The 19,002-nt window shown below is 68.4% G+C and carries 20 protein-coding genes and 2 pseudogenes; 4 read left to right on the plus strand and 18 right to left on the minus strand.

What is annotated here, in order from left to right; genetic code table 11:
• Positions 1-16: 16 nt before the first annotated feature.
• The 11 genes and pseudogenes from NS1_RS24200 to NS1_RS24245 form a co-directional block, all read right to left on the minus strand.
• Positions 17-877 carry a 3-hydroxyacyl-CoA dehydrogenase gene (locus NS1_RS24200; protein ID WP_062987987.1) on the minus strand — a complete coding sequence of 287 codons (861 nt, stop codon included), beginning with the start codon at positions 875-877 and terminating at the stop codon, positions 17-19.
• A gap of 175 nt (positions 878-1,052) precedes the next feature.
• Positions 1,053-2,033: a glycine betaine ABC transporter substrate-binding protein gene (locus tag NS1_RS24205; RefSeq protein WP_084503958.1), complete on the minus strand. Its 981-nt coding sequence runs from the start codon at positions 2,031-2,033 to the stop codon at positions 1,053-1,055.
• Entirely contained in the window at positions 2,030-2,803 is a 774-nt protein-coding gene (locus NS1_RS24210; RefSeq protein ID WP_062988048.1) for an ABC transporter permease, read from the minus strand. The genes NS1_RS24205 and NS1_RS24210 overlap by 4 nt, the downstream gene beginning before the upstream one ends.
• A 145-nt stretch (positions 2,804-2,948) precedes the next feature.
• Complete coding sequence (locus NS1_RS24215) at positions 2,949-4,118, minus strand: ABC transporter ATP-binding protein (RefSeq protein WP_084503960.1); 1,170 nt, start codon at positions 4,116-4,118, stop codon at positions 2,949-2,951.
• On the minus strand, positions 4,111-4,761 hold the full coding sequence (locus NS1_RS24220) for an ABC transporter permease (RefSeq protein ID WP_062988050.1): 651 nt from the start codon (positions 4,759-4,761) through the stop codon (positions 4,111-4,113). The genes NS1_RS24215 and NS1_RS24220 overlap by 8 nt, the downstream gene beginning before the upstream one ends.
• Before the next feature lie 259 nt (positions 4,762-5,020).
• Positions 5,021-5,365 carry a RecX family transcriptional regulator gene (locus tag NS1_RS42480; protein ID WP_255284671.1) on the minus strand — a complete coding sequence of 115 codons (345 nt, stop codon included), beginning with the start codon at positions 5,363-5,365 and terminating at the stop codon, positions 5,021-5,023.
• A pseudogene (recX, locus tag NS1_RS41825) lies at positions 5,351-5,893 on the minus strand (recombination regulator RecX); the annotation flags it as partial. The gene NS1_RS42480 and the pseudogene recX, both read right to left, overlap by 15 nt.
• Positions 5,894-6,314: 421 nt before the next feature.
• Positions 6,315-7,352: a recombinase RecA gene (gene recA, locus NS1_RS24230; RefSeq protein WP_056811397.1), complete on the minus strand. Its 1,038-nt coding sequence runs from the start codon at positions 7,350-7,352 to the stop codon at positions 6,315-6,317.
• 172 nt (positions 7,353-7,524) lie between these two features.
• A complete protein-coding gene (locus NS1_RS24235) occupies positions 7,525-7,974 on the minus strand; it encodes a nuclear transport factor 2 family protein (protein WP_062987989.1) in 450 nt (149 codons plus the stop codon).
• A 22-nt stretch (positions 7,975-7,996) separates the two neighbouring features.
• Positions 7,997-8,878: a pyridoxamine 5'-phosphate oxidase family protein gene (locus tag NS1_RS24240; protein ID WP_062987991.1), complete on the minus strand. Its 882-nt coding sequence runs from the start codon at positions 8,876-8,878 to the stop codon at positions 7,997-7,999.
• 5 nt (positions 8,879-8,883) lie between these two features.
• Positions 8,884-9,345: pseudogene (locus NS1_RS24245) on the minus strand (VOC family protein).
• A gap of 129 nt (positions 9,346-9,474) precedes the next feature.
• On the opposite strand from NS1_RS24245, the gene NS1_RS24250 reads away from it, so the two are divergent.
• Positions 9,475-9,990, plus strand: a complete 516-nt coding sequence (locus NS1_RS24250) for a CGNR zinc finger domain-containing protein (protein WP_062987993.1) — start codon at positions 9,475-9,477, stop codon at positions 9,988-9,990.
• 10 nt (positions 9,991-10,000) lie between these two features.
• Here NS1_RS24250 and NS1_RS24255 read toward each other — a convergent pair whose 3' ends face one another.
• The 3 genes from NS1_RS24255 to NS1_RS24265 form a co-directional block, all read right to left on the minus strand.
• Complete coding sequence (locus NS1_RS24255; RefSeq protein ID WP_062987995.1) at positions 10,001-11,233, minus strand: phosphotransferase; 1,233 nt, start codon at positions 11,231-11,233, stop codon at positions 10,001-10,003.
• A 7-nt stretch (positions 11,234-11,240) separates the two neighbouring features.
• Positions 11,241-11,432, minus strand: coding sequence for a DUF3046 domain-containing protein (locus NS1_RS24260; RefSeq protein WP_062988054.1), 192 nt, complete (start codon positions 11,430-11,432; stop codon positions 11,241-11,243).
• Positions 11,433-11,522: 90 nt separating this feature from the next.
• Positions 11,523-12,674 carry a glycosyltransferase gene (locus NS1_RS24265; RefSeq protein ID WP_062987997.1) on the minus strand — a complete coding sequence of 384 codons (1,152 nt, stop codon included), beginning with the start codon at positions 12,672-12,674 and terminating at the stop codon, positions 11,523-11,525.
• 111 nt (positions 12,675-12,785) lie between these two features.
• On the opposite strand from NS1_RS24265, the gene NS1_RS24270 reads away from it, so the two are divergent.
• A complete protein-coding gene (locus tag NS1_RS24270) occupies positions 12,786-13,472 on the plus strand; it encodes an HD domain-containing protein (RefSeq protein ID WP_255284668.1) in 687 nt (228 codons plus the stop codon).
• On the opposite strand, the gene NS1_RS24275 is transcribed toward NS1_RS24270, so the two are convergent.
• Positions 13,473-14,183, minus strand: coding sequence for a PIG-L deacetylase family protein (locus NS1_RS24275; protein WP_062987999.1), 711 nt, complete (start codon positions 14,181-14,183; stop codon positions 13,473-13,475). It lies immediately after the preceding gene.
• Between the two features lie 23 nt (positions 14,184-14,206).
• Positions 14,207-14,374, minus strand: a complete 168-nt coding sequence (locus tag NS1_RS40925; RefSeq protein WP_165610229.1) for a hypothetical protein — start codon at positions 14,372-14,374, stop codon at positions 14,207-14,209.
• Between the two features lie 165 nt (positions 14,375-14,539).
• Between NS1_RS40925 and NS1_RS24285 the strand changes: the two genes are divergently transcribed.
• Together NS1_RS24285 and NS1_RS24290 are read left to right on the plus strand one after the other, a co-directional pair.
• On the plus strand, positions 14,540-15,235 hold the full coding sequence (locus tag NS1_RS24285; RefSeq protein WP_062988003.1) for a maleylpyruvate isomerase family mycothiol-dependent enzyme: 696 nt from the start codon (positions 14,540-14,542) through the stop codon (positions 15,233-15,235).
• Positions 15,236-15,302: 67 nt separating this feature from the next.
• Entirely contained in the window at positions 15,303-16,796 is a 1,494-nt protein-coding gene (locus NS1_RS24290) for a carboxylesterase/lipase family protein (RefSeq protein ID WP_062988005.1), read from the plus strand.
• Between the two features lie 63 nt (positions 16,797-16,859).
• Here the strand turns inward: NS1_RS24290 and pspM are convergent, their stop codons facing one another.
• Entirely contained in the window at positions 16,860-17,732 is an 873-nt protein-coding gene (gene pspM / locus NS1_RS24295) for a phage shock envelope stress response protein PspM (RefSeq protein ID WP_062988007.1), read from the minus strand.
• Positions 17,733-17,836: 104 nt separating this feature from the next.
• Entirely contained in the window at positions 17,837-18,661 is an 825-nt protein-coding gene (gene pspA / locus NS1_RS24300) for a phage shock protein PspA (protein ID WP_062988009.1), read from the minus strand.
• Positions 18,662-19,002: the final 341 nt, after the last annotated feature.

Here is a 19,002-nt window from a genome sequence, read left to right on the forward strand (position 1 = left end):
GAACGGTCGAGCGGGACTATGCGCCGTAGCGGTAGAACCCCTCCCCCGTGGCGGCACCGAGCTTGCCCTTGTCGATGTAGTTCTCCTTCAGCCAAGCCGCGAGCTTCTTGTGGTCGTCGTCGCCGTTGATCAGGATGTTGTACGGGGTGGTCAGGCCGACGATGTCGAGGATCTGGAACGGACCCATGGGGGCGCCGGTGGCGATGCGCCAGGTCTCGTCGACCGCGGCGGGTTCGGCGTATCCGCCCGCGGCGAGCTCGATCCCGGAGTTCAGGAACGGCACGAGCAGCGAGTTGAGGACATAACCCGCCTTCTCCTTGTGCAATTCGATCGGCACCATGCCGATTGCCTTCGCGAACTCGGCCACCGCGGCGAACACCGCTGGGTCGGTCTGCTCGGTGCCCATCACCTCGGCGGTGTTGAACTTCCAGACATGGTTGGCGAAGTGCAACGCCAGGAAACGATCGGGGCGCCCGGTGTAGGCGACGATGTCGCTGGGCAGCAGCGTCGAGGAGTTCGTCGCGAACACGGTGCGTTCGGGCGCGAGCGCGCCGAGCTTGCCGTAGAGCTCGCGCTTGATCTCGAGTACCTCCGGCACCGCCTCGATGATCAGGTCCGCCTCGGCCGCCGCGGCGGCCAGGTCGGTGGTGAGGGTGATGCCCGCGGCGGTCGCTGTGGTGTTGCTCGCATCCGCGCCTGCCACGTCCTGCTGATACACCGCGGCGAGACCGTCGAATCGGGTACGTGCGGCGGTGAGCGCCGCGTCGTCGATGTCGTAGGCGGTGACGTCGAACCCGTGGAAGGCGGTCTGGAAAGCGATCTGGGATCCGAGGACCCCCGTCCCGAGGACGGTCACCTTGCGAAATTCTATGGTCATGCGTCAGCCTCCCAGTCTGGACGCGAGCACCCGCACCGCTGCGCGTCTCTGTTTCCGGTTGTCTCTACCGCCGTCCATCATGGCCCGCGAAGCTGAGCCAGCGGTGTGAGCGACGCACACGTTCCGGACATCTCGGGCGGACTCCGGTAACAGTTCGGCTAACCGACGCGGTGGATCAGCCCGCGGTGACGAGACCCTCGGCGACCATCCAGTCACGGGCGACGTCGGCGGGCTCGCGGCCGTCGATGTCGACCTGACGGTTGAGTTCGGTGATCACCTCGTTGGTGAGTCGCGCGGAGATCGGGGCCATGACCGTGACTACCTCGGGGTGCGCGTCGGCGAAGTCGCGGTGCATGACCAGCGAGGCGTTGTACTTCGGGAAGAAGGCCTTGTCGTCTTCGAGCAGCACCAGTTCCAGGGCGGGAATGCGGCCGTCGGTGGCGGCGACCGAGCCGAATCGGCACTGTTTCGCGTCGGCGGTGGCCTGGTAGACCAGCGCGTCCTGGACGATCTGGCGTTGGGCCTTGCCGAGGTCGATCCCGTAGGCGCCTGCCAGACCGGGATAGCCGTCCGGGCGGACGTTGAACTCGGTGCCGACGCAGGTGGTCGCGGCGCCGGGATCTTTCGCGACGAGGTTCGCGTAGTCCGACAGCGTGCGAACCCCGGTCTCCTCGGCGTAGCCCTTGCTGGTGACGAGGGCATAGGTGTTGTTCATCGGCGCCATCGCCGCCCAGACCATGTCGTGTTCGGCGAGATCGGCGTCGCGGACCGCCTCGAACTGGGCCGCCTCGGTCGGGATGGGCTTCTCCTTGCCGAGATAGTTGATCCAGCCGGTGCCGGTGTAGTCGTAGGCGATGTCGATCTGACCGTTCAGTTGCGCGTCGCGCAGGCTGTTGGAGCCTTGGATATTGGTCAGGTCGCGCACGTTCGCGCCCGCGGCCGTCAGCGCGAATTCGATCATGTAACCCAGGATGTTGGCCTCGGTGAAGTCCTTGGAGCCCACCGTGACGGCGACACCGTCGAGTTCGGGTACCGGCGTGATGCCGGCCGGTCCCACAGACAGCGGCACCGAGCCACCCGACTGCAGTCCGCAACTCGCGAGCACCAGCACGCCGAGAACCGGGGCGAGCACGCGCAACCATCCGGCGACCCTCACCGCAACCCCCTCGGCCCGAGGAACTGTTCGGCCAACGCACCGAGCCAGTCGACGAACAGCGCCAGCGCGACAGCGAGTACGGCGCCGAGCGTCAATGTCACGGTGTCGCGCAGTTTGTAGCCGGTGTCGATGAGGATGCCGAGCCCGCCTGCGCTCACCATGAACGACAGGGTGGCGGTACCGACGGCCAGCACCAACGATGTTCTCAGGCCCGCGAGGATGTAGGGCACCGCGAGCGGGAATTCGATGCGGCGCAACACCAGTGCGGCCGACATGCCCTGTCCCCTGCCCGCGTCGATCAGCGCGGGATCGACCTGCTGGTAGCCCAGGATCGTATTGCGCAGGACCGGCAGCAGCGAACAGAACGCGATCGGCGCGACACCGATCCAGAACCCGGTGGTGCGGGTGACCAGGTAGCACAGCACGATCAGCCCGATCGCCGGCGCGGAGGCTCCGATATTGGCGATGCCGACGAAGAACGGGGCGAGACGGCGGAATCGGTGCCTGGTGAGCACTGTCCCCAGCGGCACGGCCACCGCTACCACGATGAGCACCACCGCCGCCGTGATCAGCACGTGCTGCCAGGTCACCTGGGCGACATTGCTCACGCTGATACTGGCCTGCTGGGTGACGGTGAGATCGCGCCGGAACGCCCAGACGAGCACCCCGACGGTGAGGATCAGCACGATCACCGGCTGAGCGAGCAGGCGGAGGTATTCGGCGCGCCGCTGGGTGGCGGGAGCAGCGGTCGCGGCGGGGACGTCGACGATCGAACGCGCGGGAGCCGAAACAGTATTCGTCACTGTGGAGCCCTCCGCGCCTGGTGATGGCCCGGGACCGATTCAGGATCTCGAGCGGCTTCACCCCGGAACACCGGGGGTTCGGGGGTGGTCGCGCCGCAAGGCGGCTCGGTCATCATGCCGGCGCCGATTCGGTCGCGGCGAGGTGGTTGATGAGGGTGTCGACGGTGACTGTTCCGGCGTAGATGCCGGTGTTGTCGACGACAACGGCGGAGGCGGTGCGTTCGGTGAGCAGCCCGGCGAGCGCGTCTTGGAGGGTCGCGTCCGCGGGCAGGGTGGCGCCGACCGCGGTCCCGACGTCGCGCAGCGAATCCGCGTGGGCGAGTTCGGCTGTCGTCACCCGCCGGAGTGGGCGCCGCTGCTGGTCGAGAACAAGGCCCCAGGTGCGGCTCGCGTCGCGCAGTGCGGTGGTGAGTGCCGCGACGCTGGTGTCCTCGGTGGCGGTGACGCCCTGGTCGAGGTCCATCTCGGCGAGCACGGTGAGACCGAGTCGGTCGATGGTGGCGGTGGCGCCGACGAAACCGGCGACCGTCTCGTCGACGGGGGCCGCCAGGATCGCGGCAGGGGTGTCGTACTGCAGGATGCGGGAGCGGTCGCCGAGAACAGCGATACGGTCGCCCAGCTTCACCGCCTCGCCGAAGTCGTGGGTGACGAAGACGATGGTCTTGCCGAGTTCGCTTTGCAGACGGAGCAATTCGTCCTGCAACAGCGCGCGGGTGATCGGGTCGACCGCGCCGAAGGGTTCGTCCATCAGCAGGACCGGCGGGTCGGCGGCCAGAGCCCTCGCGACGCCGACGCGCTGCTGCTGTCCGCCGGAGAGCTGGCGGGGGTAGCGGTTGCGGTAGGTGTCGGGGTCGAGGCCGACAAGGGTGAGCATCTCGTCGGTGCGTTCGGCGACGCGGCGGCGGTCCCAGCCCAGCAGGCCCGGCACCGTGGCGATGTTCTTGGCGACGGTCATGTGCGGAAACAGTCCGGCCTGCTGGATGGAATAGCCGATGCCGCGGCGCAATTCGTCGGCGTCGATCGCGCCCGCGTCGCGGCCACCGATGGTGACGGTGCCCGAGGTGGGTTCGATCAGGCGGTTGATCATCCGCATGGTGGTGGTCTTGCCGCAACCCGACGGGCCGACCAACACCACGATCTCTCCGGCCGGGATGGTCATGGAGACCTCGTCGACCGCTGGTTCGCGCTGTTCGGGATAGCGTTTGGTGACCCGGTCGAGCACGATCTCGACCCCGGAGACCCCGGAATCCGCGGCCGCCTCGGTGGTTTCGATGTCAGTCACGAATTCCCCTCGGAATAGTGAGCCGTCCGAGCAGAACCAGGACGCCGTCGAGTGCGAGTGCGAGCACGACGATGAGGACGGTGCCGGTGAGCGCCTGCGGCACCGCGTTCGGGCTGCCCAGGCGGGAGAGTCCCGAGAAGATCACGTTGCCGAGGCCGGGGCCTTTGGCATAGGCCGCCAGGGCCAGGATGCCCATGATCATCTGGGTACTGACCCGCATGCCGGTGAGAATGGACGGCCAGGCAAGGGGCAGTTCGATCTTGGTCAGCAGGCGCAACCGGTTCATCCCGACACCTCGCGCGGCATCGGTCACCGCCGGATCCACCGACGACAACCCGAGCACCGTATTGCGCAGGATCGGCAACAGCGCGTAGAGCACCAGGGCCACGATCGTCGGCCCCACACCGAGCCCGAGGAACGGAATCAGCAACCCGAGCAACGCGAACGAGGGAACCGTCAGAATGGCCCCCGCCATCGCGGTCGCGGCAGCGGACCCGAGCGGACTTTGGTACACGAGTATCCCCAACGCCACTGCGATCACCGTCGCCAGCACCAGCGACTGCACCACGGCCGACACATGGAGATAAGAATCGACCAGCAACTGCTCCCGCCGGTTCACCACGAACGACCACAACGCGTCCAGGGTCCACCTCCCCGTCGTTCGGCGGCCGCCTACGGCCCTGCTCCCCGGATTTCCCACCCGAATCAGGGTGAAACATCGACGTTCCCGCACGCCACCGCGTCACGATGCGACGAATCAGCCTGCGCGAAAACATCTTTCACCAGCGCGATCATCCTACGCGTCACCAACGACCCCTGCGGGAATTTCGAACTCCCACCTGCTCGAGCCGCTGCCACCGTGCCGACTCCTCGGCATCGATCGGCGTGTGCGGCCCGAGTGCTCAGCTGTCTGCCGCCGCCAGTTCGGCTTTCACCACCGCGAACGCCGTTGCCGCGCTGTAGCCGCGGCGGGCGAGCATGTCGACCAGGCGCCGGGTGGCCTTGGTGCGGTCGAGATCGGCGGGCATGGCGCGGAGTTTGCGACGGACCAGGTCGATAGCGGCTTGTTCGTCGCCGGGCGTCGGTCGGCGTGAGGTGTAGCCGACAGCCGCGTCCGGCTCCGCTGTATCGCTGGAGGTTTCGCCGGCGATCTCCGCTCGGTCCGTGCCCCCGGAATCGTGCTCCGAAGTCTTCGCGCGGGCCGCCCTGACCTCGGCGGACGTGCGATCGAAGCCCGCCTCGTCCAGTTCGGCGGTGACGACGGCGAAGGCGGTGGACTGGTCGTAGCCGCGGCGAGCGAGCATGCCGACCAGGCGGCGCACCGCCTTGTCGCGGTCCAGATCCGCGGGCAGGGTGCGGAGCTTGCGACGGACCAGATCGGCGGCGCGGGCGTGTTCGGCGTCATCGGTGACCATGGACAGCGCCTGTTCGGCATCGCCGGGGGCGACGCCCTTCTCGCGCAGCTCACGCTGGAGGGCCTTTCTACCCCGGCCGGAGTAGGTGTGGCGTTCGTGCACCCACTGTTCGGCGAAGGAGGCGTCGTCGATCAGACCCACTTCGGCGAACCGTTCGAGGGCGGCCGCTGTCACCTCGGGGCGGAACCCCTTCTCGCCGAGGCGTTTCTCCAGCTCGGCGCGGCTGCGAGCACGCACCGAGAGCAATCGCAGGCACACGTCTTTGGCCTGTTCCAGAGTCGAGTCGGGACGGTCGCCCGGGGCGAGCCGGCGTGTGCCGGCCCGCCTGTCGGGCTCTCCCGGCTGGGATCCGGCCGCCACCGGATCCGCCTGCCGTCCGTCGTCACCACCGACGACGGTCGACAGGGAGACTTCGTCGCGCCGCGCGGACCTACGTTCGCGTCGGGCGCCGCGGGGCCGTCGCCGACCCTCACTCCCCCACTCTTCATGATCATCACCAACCCGCGCAGCGAAATGCGGTGGTTTGTCACCATCGATGAATCCGGTCGGGTGCGCGCGCTGCGGATCGCCCGCACCCGACCGAATCCTCTTCGCATCCGAATCGGATCGCTTGTCGCGAGCCGACCGGACGAGTTCATCGGCCGCACCCCCACCGCGGCCCACCACGGGCATCACCGGCTCCGGCTCGACCTCGATTCCGAGACGAGCCAGCTGCCTGCGCATCTGTTCGACCGGGTCGGCCGAATCGTGGTGGCCGCCGGGGCTCGGCGTGGTCATCGGCTCAGAAGTCGGCGGGCGCGTCGGCCTCGGCGGTCAGTACGGCGCCGATGCCCAGCTTTTCCTTGATCTTCTTCTCGATCTCGTTGCACACGTCCTTGTTCTCCAGCAGGAACTTGCGGGCGTTCTCCTTGCCCTGGCCCAGCTGGTCGCCCTCGTAGGTGTACCAGGAGCCGGACTTGCGGACGAAGCCGTGCTCGACGCCCATGTCGATGAGCGAGCCCTCCTTGGAGATGCCGTGGCCGTAGAGGATGTCGAACTCGGCCTGCTTGAACGGCGGCGCGACCTTGTTCTTGACGACCTTCACGCGGGTGCGGTTACCGACCGCGTCGGTGCCGTCCTTGAGGGTCTCGATGCGGCGCACGTCCAGGCGCACGGAGGCGTAGAACTTCAGCGCCTTACCACCGGTGGTGGTCTCGGGCGAGCCGAACATGACACCGATCTTCTCGCGCAGCTGGTTGATGAAGATGGCGGTGGTGCCGGAGTTGCTGAGCGCACCGGTCATCTTGCGCAGCGCCTGGCTCATGAGGCGGGCCTGCAGGCCGACGTGGCTGTCGCCCATCTCGCCTTCGATTTCCGCGCGCGGCACCAGGGCGGCGACGGAGTCGATGACGAGGATGTCGATGGCGCCGGAGCGCACCAGCATGTCGGCGATCTCCAGGGCCTGCTCACCGGTATCGGGCTGGGAGACCAGCAGCGCGTCGGTGTCGACGCCCAGCTTGCGGGCGTAATCGGGGTCGAGAGCGTGCTCGGCGTCGATGAAGGCGGCGACACCGCCCGCGGCCTGGGCGTTGGCGACGGCGTGCAGCGCGACGGTGGTCTTACCCGAGGATTCCGGGCCGTAGATCTCCACGACGCGTCCGCGCGGCAACCCGCCGATACCGAGCGCGACATCGAGCGCGATGGAGCCGGTGGGGATGACAGCGATCGGCTGACGCGTCTCCTCACCGAGACGCATGACCGCGCCCTTGCCGAAGCTCTTCTCCACCTGCGCCAGTGCCAGTTCCAGCGCTTTGTCGCGATCGTAGGCCTGCGGTGCCATGATGTGTGCCCCTTCTCGAGGTGAGTGTCTCTCTGGTTGGCGCCCACAGTAGAGGCCGGCACCGACAAGTTCTGGCGCCCAGGTTAGTCGAACACCCATTCGAGTCAAGCGACGCGCCCACCAACACGCGAAGCAGCCGCTCCGACCAGCAATCCGGGAGCGAAACCAGCCGTCAGCGCTGTGGCAGCACCGAGTCGTCGCCCTCGGCGCGTGGCCCGAAGATCCGCCGCTGCGACTGGTCGATGCGCACGTCGTCGATGCTGGCCTCGCGCCGAGCCATCCGCCCGTCCGCCGCGAACTCCCACTGCTCGTTGCCGTAGCTGCGCCACCACTGCCCCGACTCGTCGTGCCATTCGTACTGGAAGCGCACGGCGATGCGGTTGTCGTGGAAGGCCCACAGATCCTTGCGCAGCGCGTAGCCGTTCTCGGCCGACCATTTGCGGGTCAGGAACTCCACGATCGCGGCACGGCCGGTGAAGAATTCGTCGCGGTTGCGCCATACCGAATCCTCGGTGTACGCGGCGGCGACCCGTTCGGGATCTCGGGTATTCCAGGCGTTTTCGGCGGCGAGCACCTTCGCGCGGGCGGAATCGAGGTCGAAGGGCGGCAGGGGTGGTCGCATGGGAGAGTCCTTTTCGGTGTGATCAAGGGTTGTTCGGGGACAGCTCGGGCGGTCCCCAGCGCACAGCGAGCGCACCGGGGCGTTCGATCACCTCGTCGACGGTGAAATCGACGGCGCACTGCGCACCGGCGGTGAATGCCGCCGCGTCCCAGACTAATTCGGCCCGGCCGGTGAGCTGGAGCAACGCACCGGCCGACCAGTCGGCGACGAGCAGCCCGCAACGCGGTTGCACCGCGAGGTTGCCCAAGGTCATGAACATCGAGTTGCCGCGGTAGTCCGGCCAGCGCAGCCGAGTCGGTGAAAGAACCTGCAGGAAACCGGGATTGCCGCCGCGGTGGGAGGCGTCGGCGTGCCCGGCACCGTCTGCGGTGGCGACGAAGAAGGTATCGGCGGCACCGATCATCTCGACCGCGGCGGTGGTCAGCGCCGTACCGCGCCGTACCGGGCCGGCCGTTCCGACCACGGAGGACTCCCGGATCTGCCTGCGCGAGATGTACTTCGGGCAGTTCGCGTAGACCTGTTCGGTGGTGATCCGTATCCCACCCGCGCGCACCGCCGACGTGCCGTTGACGCGCATCCGCCGCCGACGCTGCGGTTGCAGCGCGATCAACCCGACCTCGACCTCACTCGACAGCGCCACCGACAGCGGATCAGCGCCCTCGGGCAGCGTGTCGATGTCGATGGTCGCGTCGCCGACCGCGTGCACGAACCCGGCGGGACCGGTGAGTGGACTCGCCCACAGCCGCCCCGCCGGATCCGCGGCGCCCAGCACCACCATCGACTGTTCGGCCAGGAAGGACGCGGCAACCGCCGGGATCCCGGTACGGATCGAGCGGCCGACCCTGGCAGCCGCCTCGGCCTGTCCCATACGGTGCTGCACGGCCAGCTCTCCGGGGTGAAACATCCTCGTCAGAAGAATCCGCAGGTCGGGGCAGGACCGGCCGGTGCGGGTGCGGCGTCGGCGCCCAGCGGGGCGAAGACCTCGAGCCGAATGCCATCGGGATCAGCGAAGAAGATGCCGCCGGAGGACGCCCCCTCACCGTGGGCGACCACACCGTCGTGGAAGAACTCGGCATCGAGCGCACGCAGCGCCGACTCGACGACGCGCACCGTATCGACATCGTCGACCTAGAACGACAGGTGATGCAGCCCCGGTGTGCTGGTAGAGAATTCGCCGCTGCTCTGCTGCCACAGCGTAAGCACCAGCGCGCCGTCCCGGCCGAGGAAGGCCCAGCGCCGCTCGCCGTCGGCGCCGCTGCCGAGCTCTTCGAAGCCGAGTCCTCGGCGGTAGAAGTCGACGGAACGGTCGAGGTCGGCGACGTTGAGTCCGATATGGCCGGTGGTGAGCACAGGCGCGGCAACGGTGGTCATGGTTTCCTCCCGGAATGTTTAACCATCTATGGATTGTTGAACAGTTAGAACATAGGACGAGCTCCTCCACTTCGTCAACCCTTGAAATACTTTTAGACAGTTAGGAGGGTCGTGTTGATAACCTCGGGCATGCGCGATCCCCGTCCGCACACCGGCGAACCCCCTGCTCTCGACCTACTCAACACTCGGTGGGCGGGCGCCGAGCCGGGCGATCTGCTCGCCGATCTCGACGGGCTGCGCACCTGGCTGGAGCTCATCGGGCTCGCCGATCGCGTACCCGTCGACGACCATGCCCTCACCGCGCTGCACACCGCGCGCGCAGCCGTGCACGACGCTGTGACCCGCGCCGATCACACCGCGCTGAACCGGGTTCTCGACCACGGGCGCATCCGTCGCGAACTCACCGACGAGGGCCCCCGCGACATCCCCGAGGTCGACGACCCGGTGTGGTTACCCGGCTGGCTCGCCGCCGACAATCTGCTGCACCTGATCACCGAGGCCCCGCATCGGATCCGCCAGTGCGCGCACCCCGATTGCGTGCTGTTCTTCTACGACACGTCCAAGAACGGCACCCGACGCTGGCATTCCATGGCGACCTGCGGCAATCGCACCAAGGCCGCGCGCCACTACGCCAAGAGCAGTTGAGCAGCGGTTCTCAGAACAGTTCGTCGAGCAGCCGGAAGTAGTCGAGCTTGGCGCGATCGGGTTCGGTCAGGCCGTAGGCGGTGTAGAACGCCGTGACCGCCTCGGCGCCGAAGTCCTCGGCCAGGTCGCGCTCGGCCAGGGCCAGGTCGCGATAGCGATCGCCGCGGCCGAGTGCCCCGACATCGATCAGCACGCCGCCGGTGAGCACATTGCCCGGCGTGAAGTCGCCGTGTGTCACGACGAGATCATCGGTGGCCGGGCGCTGTTCCCGCAGTCGCGCGAGGATGAACGCGGGCGAGAGATGACGGTGATCGTCGTCGAAATCCGCTGCGTCGACAAGGCCTTCGACCACATTGCGGTGGGCCCGCGCCAGGGCGACGTCGAGACCGCCGTCGAAGGGGCACTGCGCCACCGGGAGGTCGTGCAACGCGCGCAGGGCCTGACCCATCTGCGTGCCGATCGCGGCGGCTTCGACCGAATCAGATTGTGCGGCAAACGATCTGACCTCGGCATCGGCGAGCACGAGGACGTCCTCGGCGAACGCGGATACCTCCGGCACGGCGATCCCGTTGTCGCGCAACCAGGTCAGCCGCTCGTACTCGGCCACCGCCCGTGGACCACGCTTGATCCAGTACCCGCCCGACCGGACCAGATTGCCGCCACGACCCTCGTGCTCCGGCGACCACGCGGGCACCGGCCCGAGCAGGGTCTCGATGACCGGCGGGAGCGGCAGGGCCAGCTCGTCGAGGTGGTCGAGGGCCGCGCGGGTGGATTCGATGAGCTCGGAATCGCCGTCGACCACCCGCAGCCGCATGGCCTCCTTGAGCAGCTCACGCGCCTCCCGCGGCCGGTGCTGTTCGGCCAGCGATTTGCCCAGGTGGTGGGCGGCGAAGGAGACGAGATCGGGATCGAGCGCGCGACTGGCGTGCAGCGCACGGCGGTACAGGATCTCGGCGTGCGACGGTTCACCCTGGTACCGGTAGACATCGGCCAGATTGATCCAGACGGTGATTCGGCGCTGCTCGGTATCGGCCAGTTCGAGGGCCTGATCGAGCCGGTCGAGGGCCTGGTCGTAGCGACCGAGCAGCATCAACGCGATGCCGAGCCTGCGCAGGCCGGGGAAATCATGGGGGTCGGCGAGGGCCACCCGGGCCGCGAGGTTCTCGGCGTCGACCGGGATCATCCGCAACCGCTCGTCGAACCGATACGGTCGCGTGTCCGAGTTCTGCGTTGTCACGGCCATTGCCTGATCACCACCGGTTCGGGGGGACGTCGAAGTCGGCGCACAACGCTCGCCACACGTCACGCGGGTCGACGCCGTTGTCGATCGCTACCGCCCCCGTGCGCCCCAGTTGGGGTATCACGTGATCGGTCAGCATGGCGTCGGCGCGCGCCACGCCGAACTCGGTGTGCATCAGCTCCTGGAATTCGGTCAATCGCACGTTGCCCAAGATACTCGCGCTGGGCGAGCGCCGACAGGTCCCCGCTCAGCCCAGCGATGTTTGCGACGGCCGGCGACCGTCGGCGACCGACTACCGCTTCGCGGCGTCGTGACAGACCTGAACCGGGTCCTCGACCTCAGCCAGACCGGCAGCGGCGTGCCGAGCCGCTGCGGCGTAGGCGGGGTCGTCGAGCACCTGCCGCACCGCGGCGCCGACCGCCTCGGGCGTGAGCGGTCGCACGAGCACCGAACTGCCCTGCCGTACCGCACGATTGGCGAGCTCCCACTGGTCACCGCCGCCGGGGACGGTCACCACCGGCACCCCTGCGGCCAGGGATTTGGCGAGCAGGCCGTGTCCGCCGCCGCCGACGACGACCGCGGCGTGGGTGAGCAATTCGTCTTGGCGGCCGAGGCCCGCGGTAGCCCAGTCGGGGAGTTCGGCGGGTGGGGTGTCGAGGGTCGAGATGGCCGCGCGCACGCCGAGTCCGGCCAGGCCGGCCAGGACGATGTCGGCCATGTCGGCGACCCCGGTGTGGGCGGTCGAGGGCGCCACCATCACCAGTGGGGCGTCACCCGAGGGCAGTGGAAGTACGGCGTCGGTGGGTTCCCACAGCAGCGGTCCGACGACGTGGGTGTCGGCGGGCCAGTCGGGGCGGTCCATCTCCAGGGCGGGCAGGGTGGCGACCAGACGCGCGGCGGGACCGGGATCCTCGGCGGGCAGGCCGATGGTTTCGCGAGCCGCGGAGCGCTGACGGTGGCCGGTGCGGACCGCACGCGCGGTCATCGTGCGCAGGACACCGTCGCGCACGCGACCACGCACGCCCTCCCCCGGCGCCAGGCCACTGCCGATCGGCGGCAAGGCTTTCGACGGTAGGTAGAGCGGATGCGGTGACAATTCGACCCACGGCAGTCCCAGTCGCTCGGCCGCCATCCCGCCGCCCGCGGTGAGGACATCGGAGACGACCAGGTCCGGCAGCATCGCGCTGAGTTCGGGCAGGTTCTCGGTGGCGATATGGGCGGCACGATCGTGGATCCGGGCACCCGCGTCGGTGTCGTCGTCCGTCGGGCGCGGCGCGAGGCCCTTGAGCTTGCGCACGCTGATCCCCGCGGAGCGCGCCTGATCGAGCCATCTCGGCCCGGTGAACAACACGGGCTCGTCCCCCGCGGCCAGCAATCGCAGACACAACGCGATCGCGGGAAACGCATGCCCTGGATCGGGCCCGGCCACCACAGCTATTCGCATCCGCCCACCCTGCCATATCCCCAGGCCGCCCCCACCTCGGACAACCGAACTCCGGTTTCTGCGCTACCTTGACCGCCGCACCACAGCGTCGAAACCGGCAGGAGCGATCACGTGCAACCCGACAGTCCCGACTTCACCGCGCCCGACCGGTCGCACCGGCACTACCCCAGCGAATCCGGCAGCGGGGATCGTGTGCGGTCCGGTTCCTTTCCGGTCGAGCCCAGCGGGATCAAGGAAGCCGGTGGCTCCCCCGTCGCCCCGATCGACACCGTCGACGACTTGTTCGAACTCCTCGAGCGGTGCGCCGACGCCTGGGACACCGCGGACCGCACCGGTGATCCCGTCGACATCCTCGATCACGATCGGCAGTGCGCGCAACTGTTGCGCCGCGATCACCCCGACGACGAAGAACTCCAGGTCGCGGGCCTGCTTCACGACATCGGCCATGTCCTGGTCCCCGGCGACGACGCCGGCCACGGCAGGCACGGAGCCGAAGCGGTCCGTGGTCTGCTCGGTGCACGCGTGGCACGACTGGTGGAACTCCATGTGGTCGCGAAACGCTTTCTGGCGGCCACGGATTCGACCCACGCCTGCGCAATGTCGGCATCGAGTCGGCGCACACTCATCGCCCAGGGTGGCCCGATGACGCCCACCGAGGTCGAAGCCTTCCGCACCGACCCCGATTTCACCGCCGCGCTGGCGCTGCGCAGGGCTGACGACGCGGGCAAAGTTGTCGGGTTATACGTTGCGTCCCTGCGGGATTGGCGCCCGGTCGTCGATCGCGTCGCCGCCCGCTGATCAGCCGCCGAAGGTGAACAGTTCGAAGCCGACGGCGTGCTCGGCGGGGAATCCCTGCTTGGGACCCGTTGCGAAAGTGACGATTTCGCGCACCTGCTCCTCCACCGGCACCGGGCTCAGAACCTGCAGATACCGCCGATGCGCCGACAACGACGCGCGCGCCTGCTCCAGATGAGCGCTCACATCCACCGCGTGCGTGGCGACCGGGCCGACCACGGCGGCCCAGCGCGCCGACCACGGTGGCAGATCGGCGAGTTCGGGGAAGATCCATTCGTTGCCCGCGTCGGAGATCGCGTCCATCGCCGATCGGCCGACAGCGCGGTGGTCGGCACTGTTGACCACGCCCGGCGCCCAGGTGTCGCCGAAGTTGAACAGCACCACCATTTCCGGGCGATGCCTGCGCAGCGCGGCGGCCAGTTCGCGGCGCAGGGTGAGGCCTTCCTCGATGCGGCCGTCGGGATGGTCGAGGAATTCGACGGTGTGCACGCCGACTTCGCGCGCTCCGGAGATCTCCTCGATCTCTCGCAACGGTGCGGCCTGCGCGGGCGGCATCCCGGCGATCCCCGCTTCGCCCCGCGTGACGAGCAGATAGCGAATGTCCTTGCCCTGCCCGGTCCATCGCGCGACCGCCGCGGCGGCGCCGTATTCGATGTCGTCGGGATGCGCGACGATCACCAGTCCGCGCTGCCAGTCCTCGGGTACCTGTTCCACCCCGCCATGCTATCCACAGGCGACTAGCTGATCGGGGTCTTGTCGCTTCCCGACACCGCCTTGTACAGCAGGTACACACCGGTACCGATCGCTCCGATCACCAGGATGGGCATCAGCGCCTCGATCAGCGCACCCAGAATCCAGAACGCGATCACCGCGACCGCGACGATGCCGATGACTTTCAGAACCATGATGTGACTCCTCGCCAGCTCCGAGACCGCACTCGCGCGATCCGATATCTTCGATGCTGCCACTCCGTGGCCGATAGATCACCAGGTCAGCACCGATATCCGGGTGTAGATCAGGGTTCACCCCGAGACCGGCGCCGCAGCGGTTCCCCGGCTACCGTGTTCGGCATGGACTACTTGGCGTTGCTCTGTGCGAAACTCACCGCCTTCGGTGAGCTCATCACTGTCGATACCGATCTCGCCACGCCGGTGCCGTCCTGCGGCGACTGGACGGTCTACGACCTCGTCGATCACGTCGGGCGCGGCAATCTGTGGGTGGTCACCGCGGTGGCCGAGCTGCGCGGCGATTTCGAGGGCGAGCCTGCACCGAAGGATCCCGCGGCCCTGCGGGAGTGGTACGAGTCGACCGCCGACGCCCTGGTCACCTCACTGTCCGCGGACGAGGACCAGGAGGCCTGGACCTTCACCCGGTCCATGCCGCGCACCGTCGGTTTCTGGCGTCGGCGCCGCGCCCACGAGACGCTCATGCACCTGTGGGACGGTCAGGATGCCCTCGGCAAGGCCGACCCGTTCGACCCCGATCTCGCTGTCGACGGCATCGACGAGGTCTTCGAGCTGTTCGCGCCCCGGATGATCCACCGCGGCCTTGCGGTCGAACCGGAAGTGGCGCTGCGGGTCCGGGCCACCGACACCGCCAAGAGCTGGACCTACGGCCCCGGCGAGCCGGTCGCCGAACTCGCGGGCACCGCATCGGACCTGCTCCTGGCCCTGTGGGCCCGCAAGTCCGCCGACCACCCCGAGTTCATCTGGGACGGCGACCGTGCGGCGGGCGAGCGGGTGCTGGACGGGCCACTCGTTCCGTAAGCAAACGACTGACGGCGACCCGGACAAGCGTCCATAATCGGGGATCACTGCGCGTAGGAGGACTTTCATGGAACCCATCGTCACGATCACGAGCGGCGCGATACGCGGCCACACCGAGGCAGGCGTCACCCGCTTTCTCGGCGTGCCGTTCGCGGCGGCGCCGGTCGGGCCGAAACGATTCCAGCTGCCCGAGGCCGCACCGGCCTGGGAAGGCGTGCGAGACGCGACCGAGATGGGCGCCACCTGTGCGCAGACGCCGTACCCCGCACCGATCCACGCCCTGCTCGGCAGCGACTACATCCCCGGCGACGAGTACCTCAACGCGAATGTCTGGACGCCAGACCCCGCCGCCTCGGGTCTTCCGGTGCTGGTGTGGATTCACGGCGGCGCGTTCGTCCGTGGATCCAACGCGCGCGTGATCTACGACGGGACCGCGTTCGCCCGCGACGGTGTGGTGATGGTGGGGATCAACTATCGCCTCGGGGTGTCGGGATTCGCCGAGATCGAGGGCGCGCCGTCGAATCGTGGACTGCACGACCAGATCTTCGCCTTGCGCTGGGTGCGCGAGAACATCGCCGCGTTCGGTGGCGATCCCGACAATGTGACGATCTTCGGTGAGTCCGCGGGCGCGATGAGCGTGGCGGCGTTGATCGCCGCACGGCAGACGACCGGGCTGTTCCGCCGCGCGATCATGCAGAGCGGCAACGGTGCGGTCGCCGCCGACGCCGAGGACGCGCGCAAGGTGTCCGCCGCGCTGGCCGCCGAACTGGGAATCTCGCCGACCGCACAGGACTTCGGCGCACTCGGCCCCGATGAGCTGCGTACCGCCCAGAACGCCGTCGGGCTGGCCCTGATGACCGATCCCGATCCGCAGCGTTGGGGCCGATCGGTGATCCAACTGGGCGGCGGCATCATGAGCCTGTTCCCGGTGATCGACAACGACATCGTGGAAGGCCCACCGACCGAGGTTCTTCTCGCACACCCGGATCGCGCGGTCCCCCTCATCGCGGGCACCACCGCCGACGAGTTCCGCTTCTTCACCGTTCCCGCAGGGCTCGCCGCCGCCATCACCGGCGACACCCTGCCCTTCGTCCTCACCCGCTACGGCATCGATCCCGCGGTCGCCCAGACGTATTCGACCGAGCGTCCCGATGCCACCCCCGCCGAGATCTTCAACGCCATCCTCACCGACATGAGCTTCCGCGCGGGCACCTACGACTTCGCCGAAGCCGGCGCCGCCACCGTTGCCACCCACGTCTACGAATTCGCCTGGCCCACAACCCTTCCCGGGCTCGGCGCCTGCCACGTACTGGAGATCCCGTTCGTCTTCGACACCATCGACGACGCCCACTCCCTCACCGGTCCCACCCCGCCGCAGTCCCTGGCCGACGAAATGCACGCCGCGTGGGTCGCTTTCGCCACCGACGGCACCACCGGCTGGGCCCCGTTCACCGCCGACGAGAAGAACGTCCGCATCTTCGACGTCCCCGAATCCGCCACTGTCACCGACCCCCGCGCCGCGGAGCTCGCAGCCTTGCGTCAGGCCGTCGCACCAGCCTGACCTATCGATCGGCACGCCGCGTCCTCGACCGGCGTGCCGATCGATAGGGGTGTCTGTGAGGTCCTAGCGGGAGGAATCCCGTCCGCCGGTGAACAAGTCGGTGCCCTGGTCCGCCATTTCGGTGAGAGCCTGGGCCCAACCGTCGAGGCGGTCGGCGGCTTCGCGAAGGTCGGCGACGATGCCGTTGAACTGGTAGGCGAGAACCGAGTCTTCAGGGACCGCGAGAATGCGGGCCGCGGCGGCGACCAGTTGTTCGTATTCGACCACGCCGGTTTCCAGGCGTGTGAGCACGCCGACGACGGTGGATTTCAGTGCCGCGACGGTGTCGGGGTTCGCGCGGCCGACGGTGTCGGCGGCCTGTTCCATCGCGACCACGTCGGCGGCGAGCGCGTGCAGGGCGCCTGCGCCGGAGCGGGCTGTCTCGAGCAGGTCGCGCAGTTCGTCTTCGGGGAGTCGGCGGGTGCGCGCGATCTGGGCGCCGAGGTCGTAGAGCGCCCGTTCGGCGCGGATCAGGCGCTGGATGGGAGCGCGCGCGGCCGAGCGCAGGCCGGGCGACTTGCGGGCGACGAACGCCGCCTGCGGCAGGGGTTTGCCGCGCAATTCCAGATACCGGCGCGCGGTGAGCGCGGTTCCGGTGACGAAGGCGACGGCGCCACCGCCGATCACCACTACCGCCCAGGCGGGCGCCGAGATCACGGCCAGTCCGACCGCGCCGACCGTGGTGATGCCGGAAACAGTTCCCAGCTGGAAACTGCGCCTGCGCACCCGGCGCCGACGGCGTAACTCACGTTCACGCGGGTCGGCCCAGCGCCGCACCGCGACCAGGGCCTGTTCACCGACCCCACGCAGGGTCGCGGGCACCGAGCCCGCCATGGCGGCCTGCGCGATCGCCGGTTCTACGATCTCGGCACGTTGGCGCCGTAGTTTCCCGCTCATCGGTGTCCTTCCCCCGGGTGCCGGTCGTCGCGGAAACCGTTGATGGCGCGGCCACCGGGCGTCGCCGCCGGGTTTCCGCGCCCTCGCCGGACTCCACGTACTGCTTACTGCTGAGCCGCTTGGCCCTTGTTGATGTTGGGCGCCGGTGCGGCCTGGGGCTGCGCCGGGTCGATCGCCGCGTTGGTGTTGCCGGTGGGCAACGCGTCACCACGCATGGAGGCGCGGATCTGCTCGAGCTTGCTGTGCCCGGCCATCTGGACGCTGGCCTGCTGCACCTCCATCATGCGACCCTGCACCGTGTTCTGCGCCAGCTCGGCCGAACCGAGCGCGTTGGCGTAGCGACGCTCGATCTTGTCGCGCACGGCGTCCAGGCTGGGCGTGGAGCCCGGCGCGGACAGGGTGGAGTCCATCTGCTGCAGCGAGGCCGAGACCTGCTCCTGCATCTTGGCCTGCTCGAGCTGGCTGAGCAGCTTGGTGCGCTCGGCGACCTTCTGCTGCAACATCATCGCGTTCTGCTCGACCGCCTTCTTGGCCTGTGCGGCGGCCTGCAGGGACTGATCGTGCAACACCTTGAGGTCTTCCACCGACTGCTCGGCGGTGACCAGCTGGGCGGCGAACGCCTCGGCGGCGTTGGTGTACTGGATCGCCTTCTCGGTGTCGCCCGCCGCCTGCGCCTGATCGGCCAGGGTGACGGCCTGACGGGCGTTGGCGTTGAGCTTCTCGACCTCGTCGAGCTGACGGTTCAGCTTCATCTCCAGCTGACGCTGGTTACCGATCACCGATGCCGCCTGCTGCGACAGCGCCTGATGCTGACGCTGCGCCTCCTCGATAGCCTGCTGAATCTGGACCTTCGGATCCGCATGCTCTTCGATCTTGGAGTCGAAGAGGGCCATCATGTACTTCCAGGCCTTCACGAACGGATTAGCCATCGATTGATCCCGCCTCCATCTGTGCGTCGCTCGTGCGACTGGTGGTACGCGACCGTCACGCACCAGATACGTGCTTATCCTTCACCATGCGGCACCCGAACCGGAATGACCGGACCGATCGACGCCTGATGAGAATCTATCCGTTCTCATCAGCGGTGTGCAGCGTCTCGCGCGCCGGGCGCAGGGTTCGCCGCGTCACATTCCCTTCACCAGTACCAGCATCTCGGCCCTGGGGGCCGGGATGACGATGCGGGTGTCTTCGGCGATGCCGATGCGCGCGCCCTGCTCGGCCGCCGCGCTCGCGGAGGCGGATGCCTCGCCCGCGGCGGGTTCGGGCAGGG

This window comes from Nocardia salmonicida NBRC 13393, assembly GCF_001613085.1.
Lineage (GTDB): Bacteria > Actinomycetota > Actinomycetes > Mycobacteriales > Mycobacteriaceae > Nocardia > Nocardia salmonicida.

Bases quoted from the DNA above. Each gene is read 5' to 3' on its own strand.
- NS1_RS24200 (WP_062987987.1), bottom strand. From the start codon at position 877: ATGACCATAGAATTTCGCAAGGTGACCGTCCTCGGGACGGGGGTCCTC.
- recA (WP_056811397.1), bottom strand. From the start codon at position 7,352: ATGGCACCGCAGGCCTACGATCGCGACAAAGCGCTGGAACTGGCACTG.
- NS1_RS24235 (WP_062987989.1), bottom strand. From the start codon at position 7,974: ATGCGACCACCCCTGCCGCCCTTCGACCTCGATTCCGCCCGCGCGAAG.
- NS1_RS24240 (WP_062987991.1), bottom strand. From the start codon at position 8,878: ATGTTTCACCCCGGAGAGCTGGCCGTGCAGCACCGTATGGGACAGGCC.
- NS1_RS24250 (WP_062987993.1), top strand. From the start codon at position 9,475: ATGCGCGATCCCCGTCCGCACACCGGCGAACCCCCTGCTCTCGACCTA.
- NS1_RS24255 (WP_062987995.1), bottom strand. From the start codon at position 11,233: ATGGCCGTGACAACGCAGAACTCGGACACGCGACCGTATCGGTTCGAC.
- NS1_RS24265 (WP_062987997.1), bottom strand. From the start codon at position 12,674: ATGCGAATAGCTGTGGTGGCCGGGCCCGATCCAGGGCATGCGTTTCCC.
- NS1_RS40925 (WP_165610229.1), bottom strand. From the start codon at position 14,374: ATGGTTCTGAAAGTCATCGGCATCGTCGCGGTCGCGGTGATCGCGTTC.
- NS1_RS24285 (WP_062988003.1), top strand. From the start codon at position 14,540: ATGGACTACTTGGCGTTGCTCTGTGCGAAACTCACCGCCTTCGGTGAG.
- NS1_RS24290 (WP_062988005.1), top strand. From the start codon at position 15,303: ATGGAACCCATCGTCACGATCACGAGCGGCGCGATACGCGGCCACACC.
- pspM (WP_062988007.1), bottom strand. From the start codon at position 17,732: ATGAGCGGGAAACTACGGCGCCAACGTGCCGAGATCGTAGAACCGGCG.
- pspA (WP_062988009.1), bottom strand. From the start codon at position 18,661: ATGGCTAATCCGTTCGTGAAGGCCTGGAAGTACATGATGGCCCTCTTC.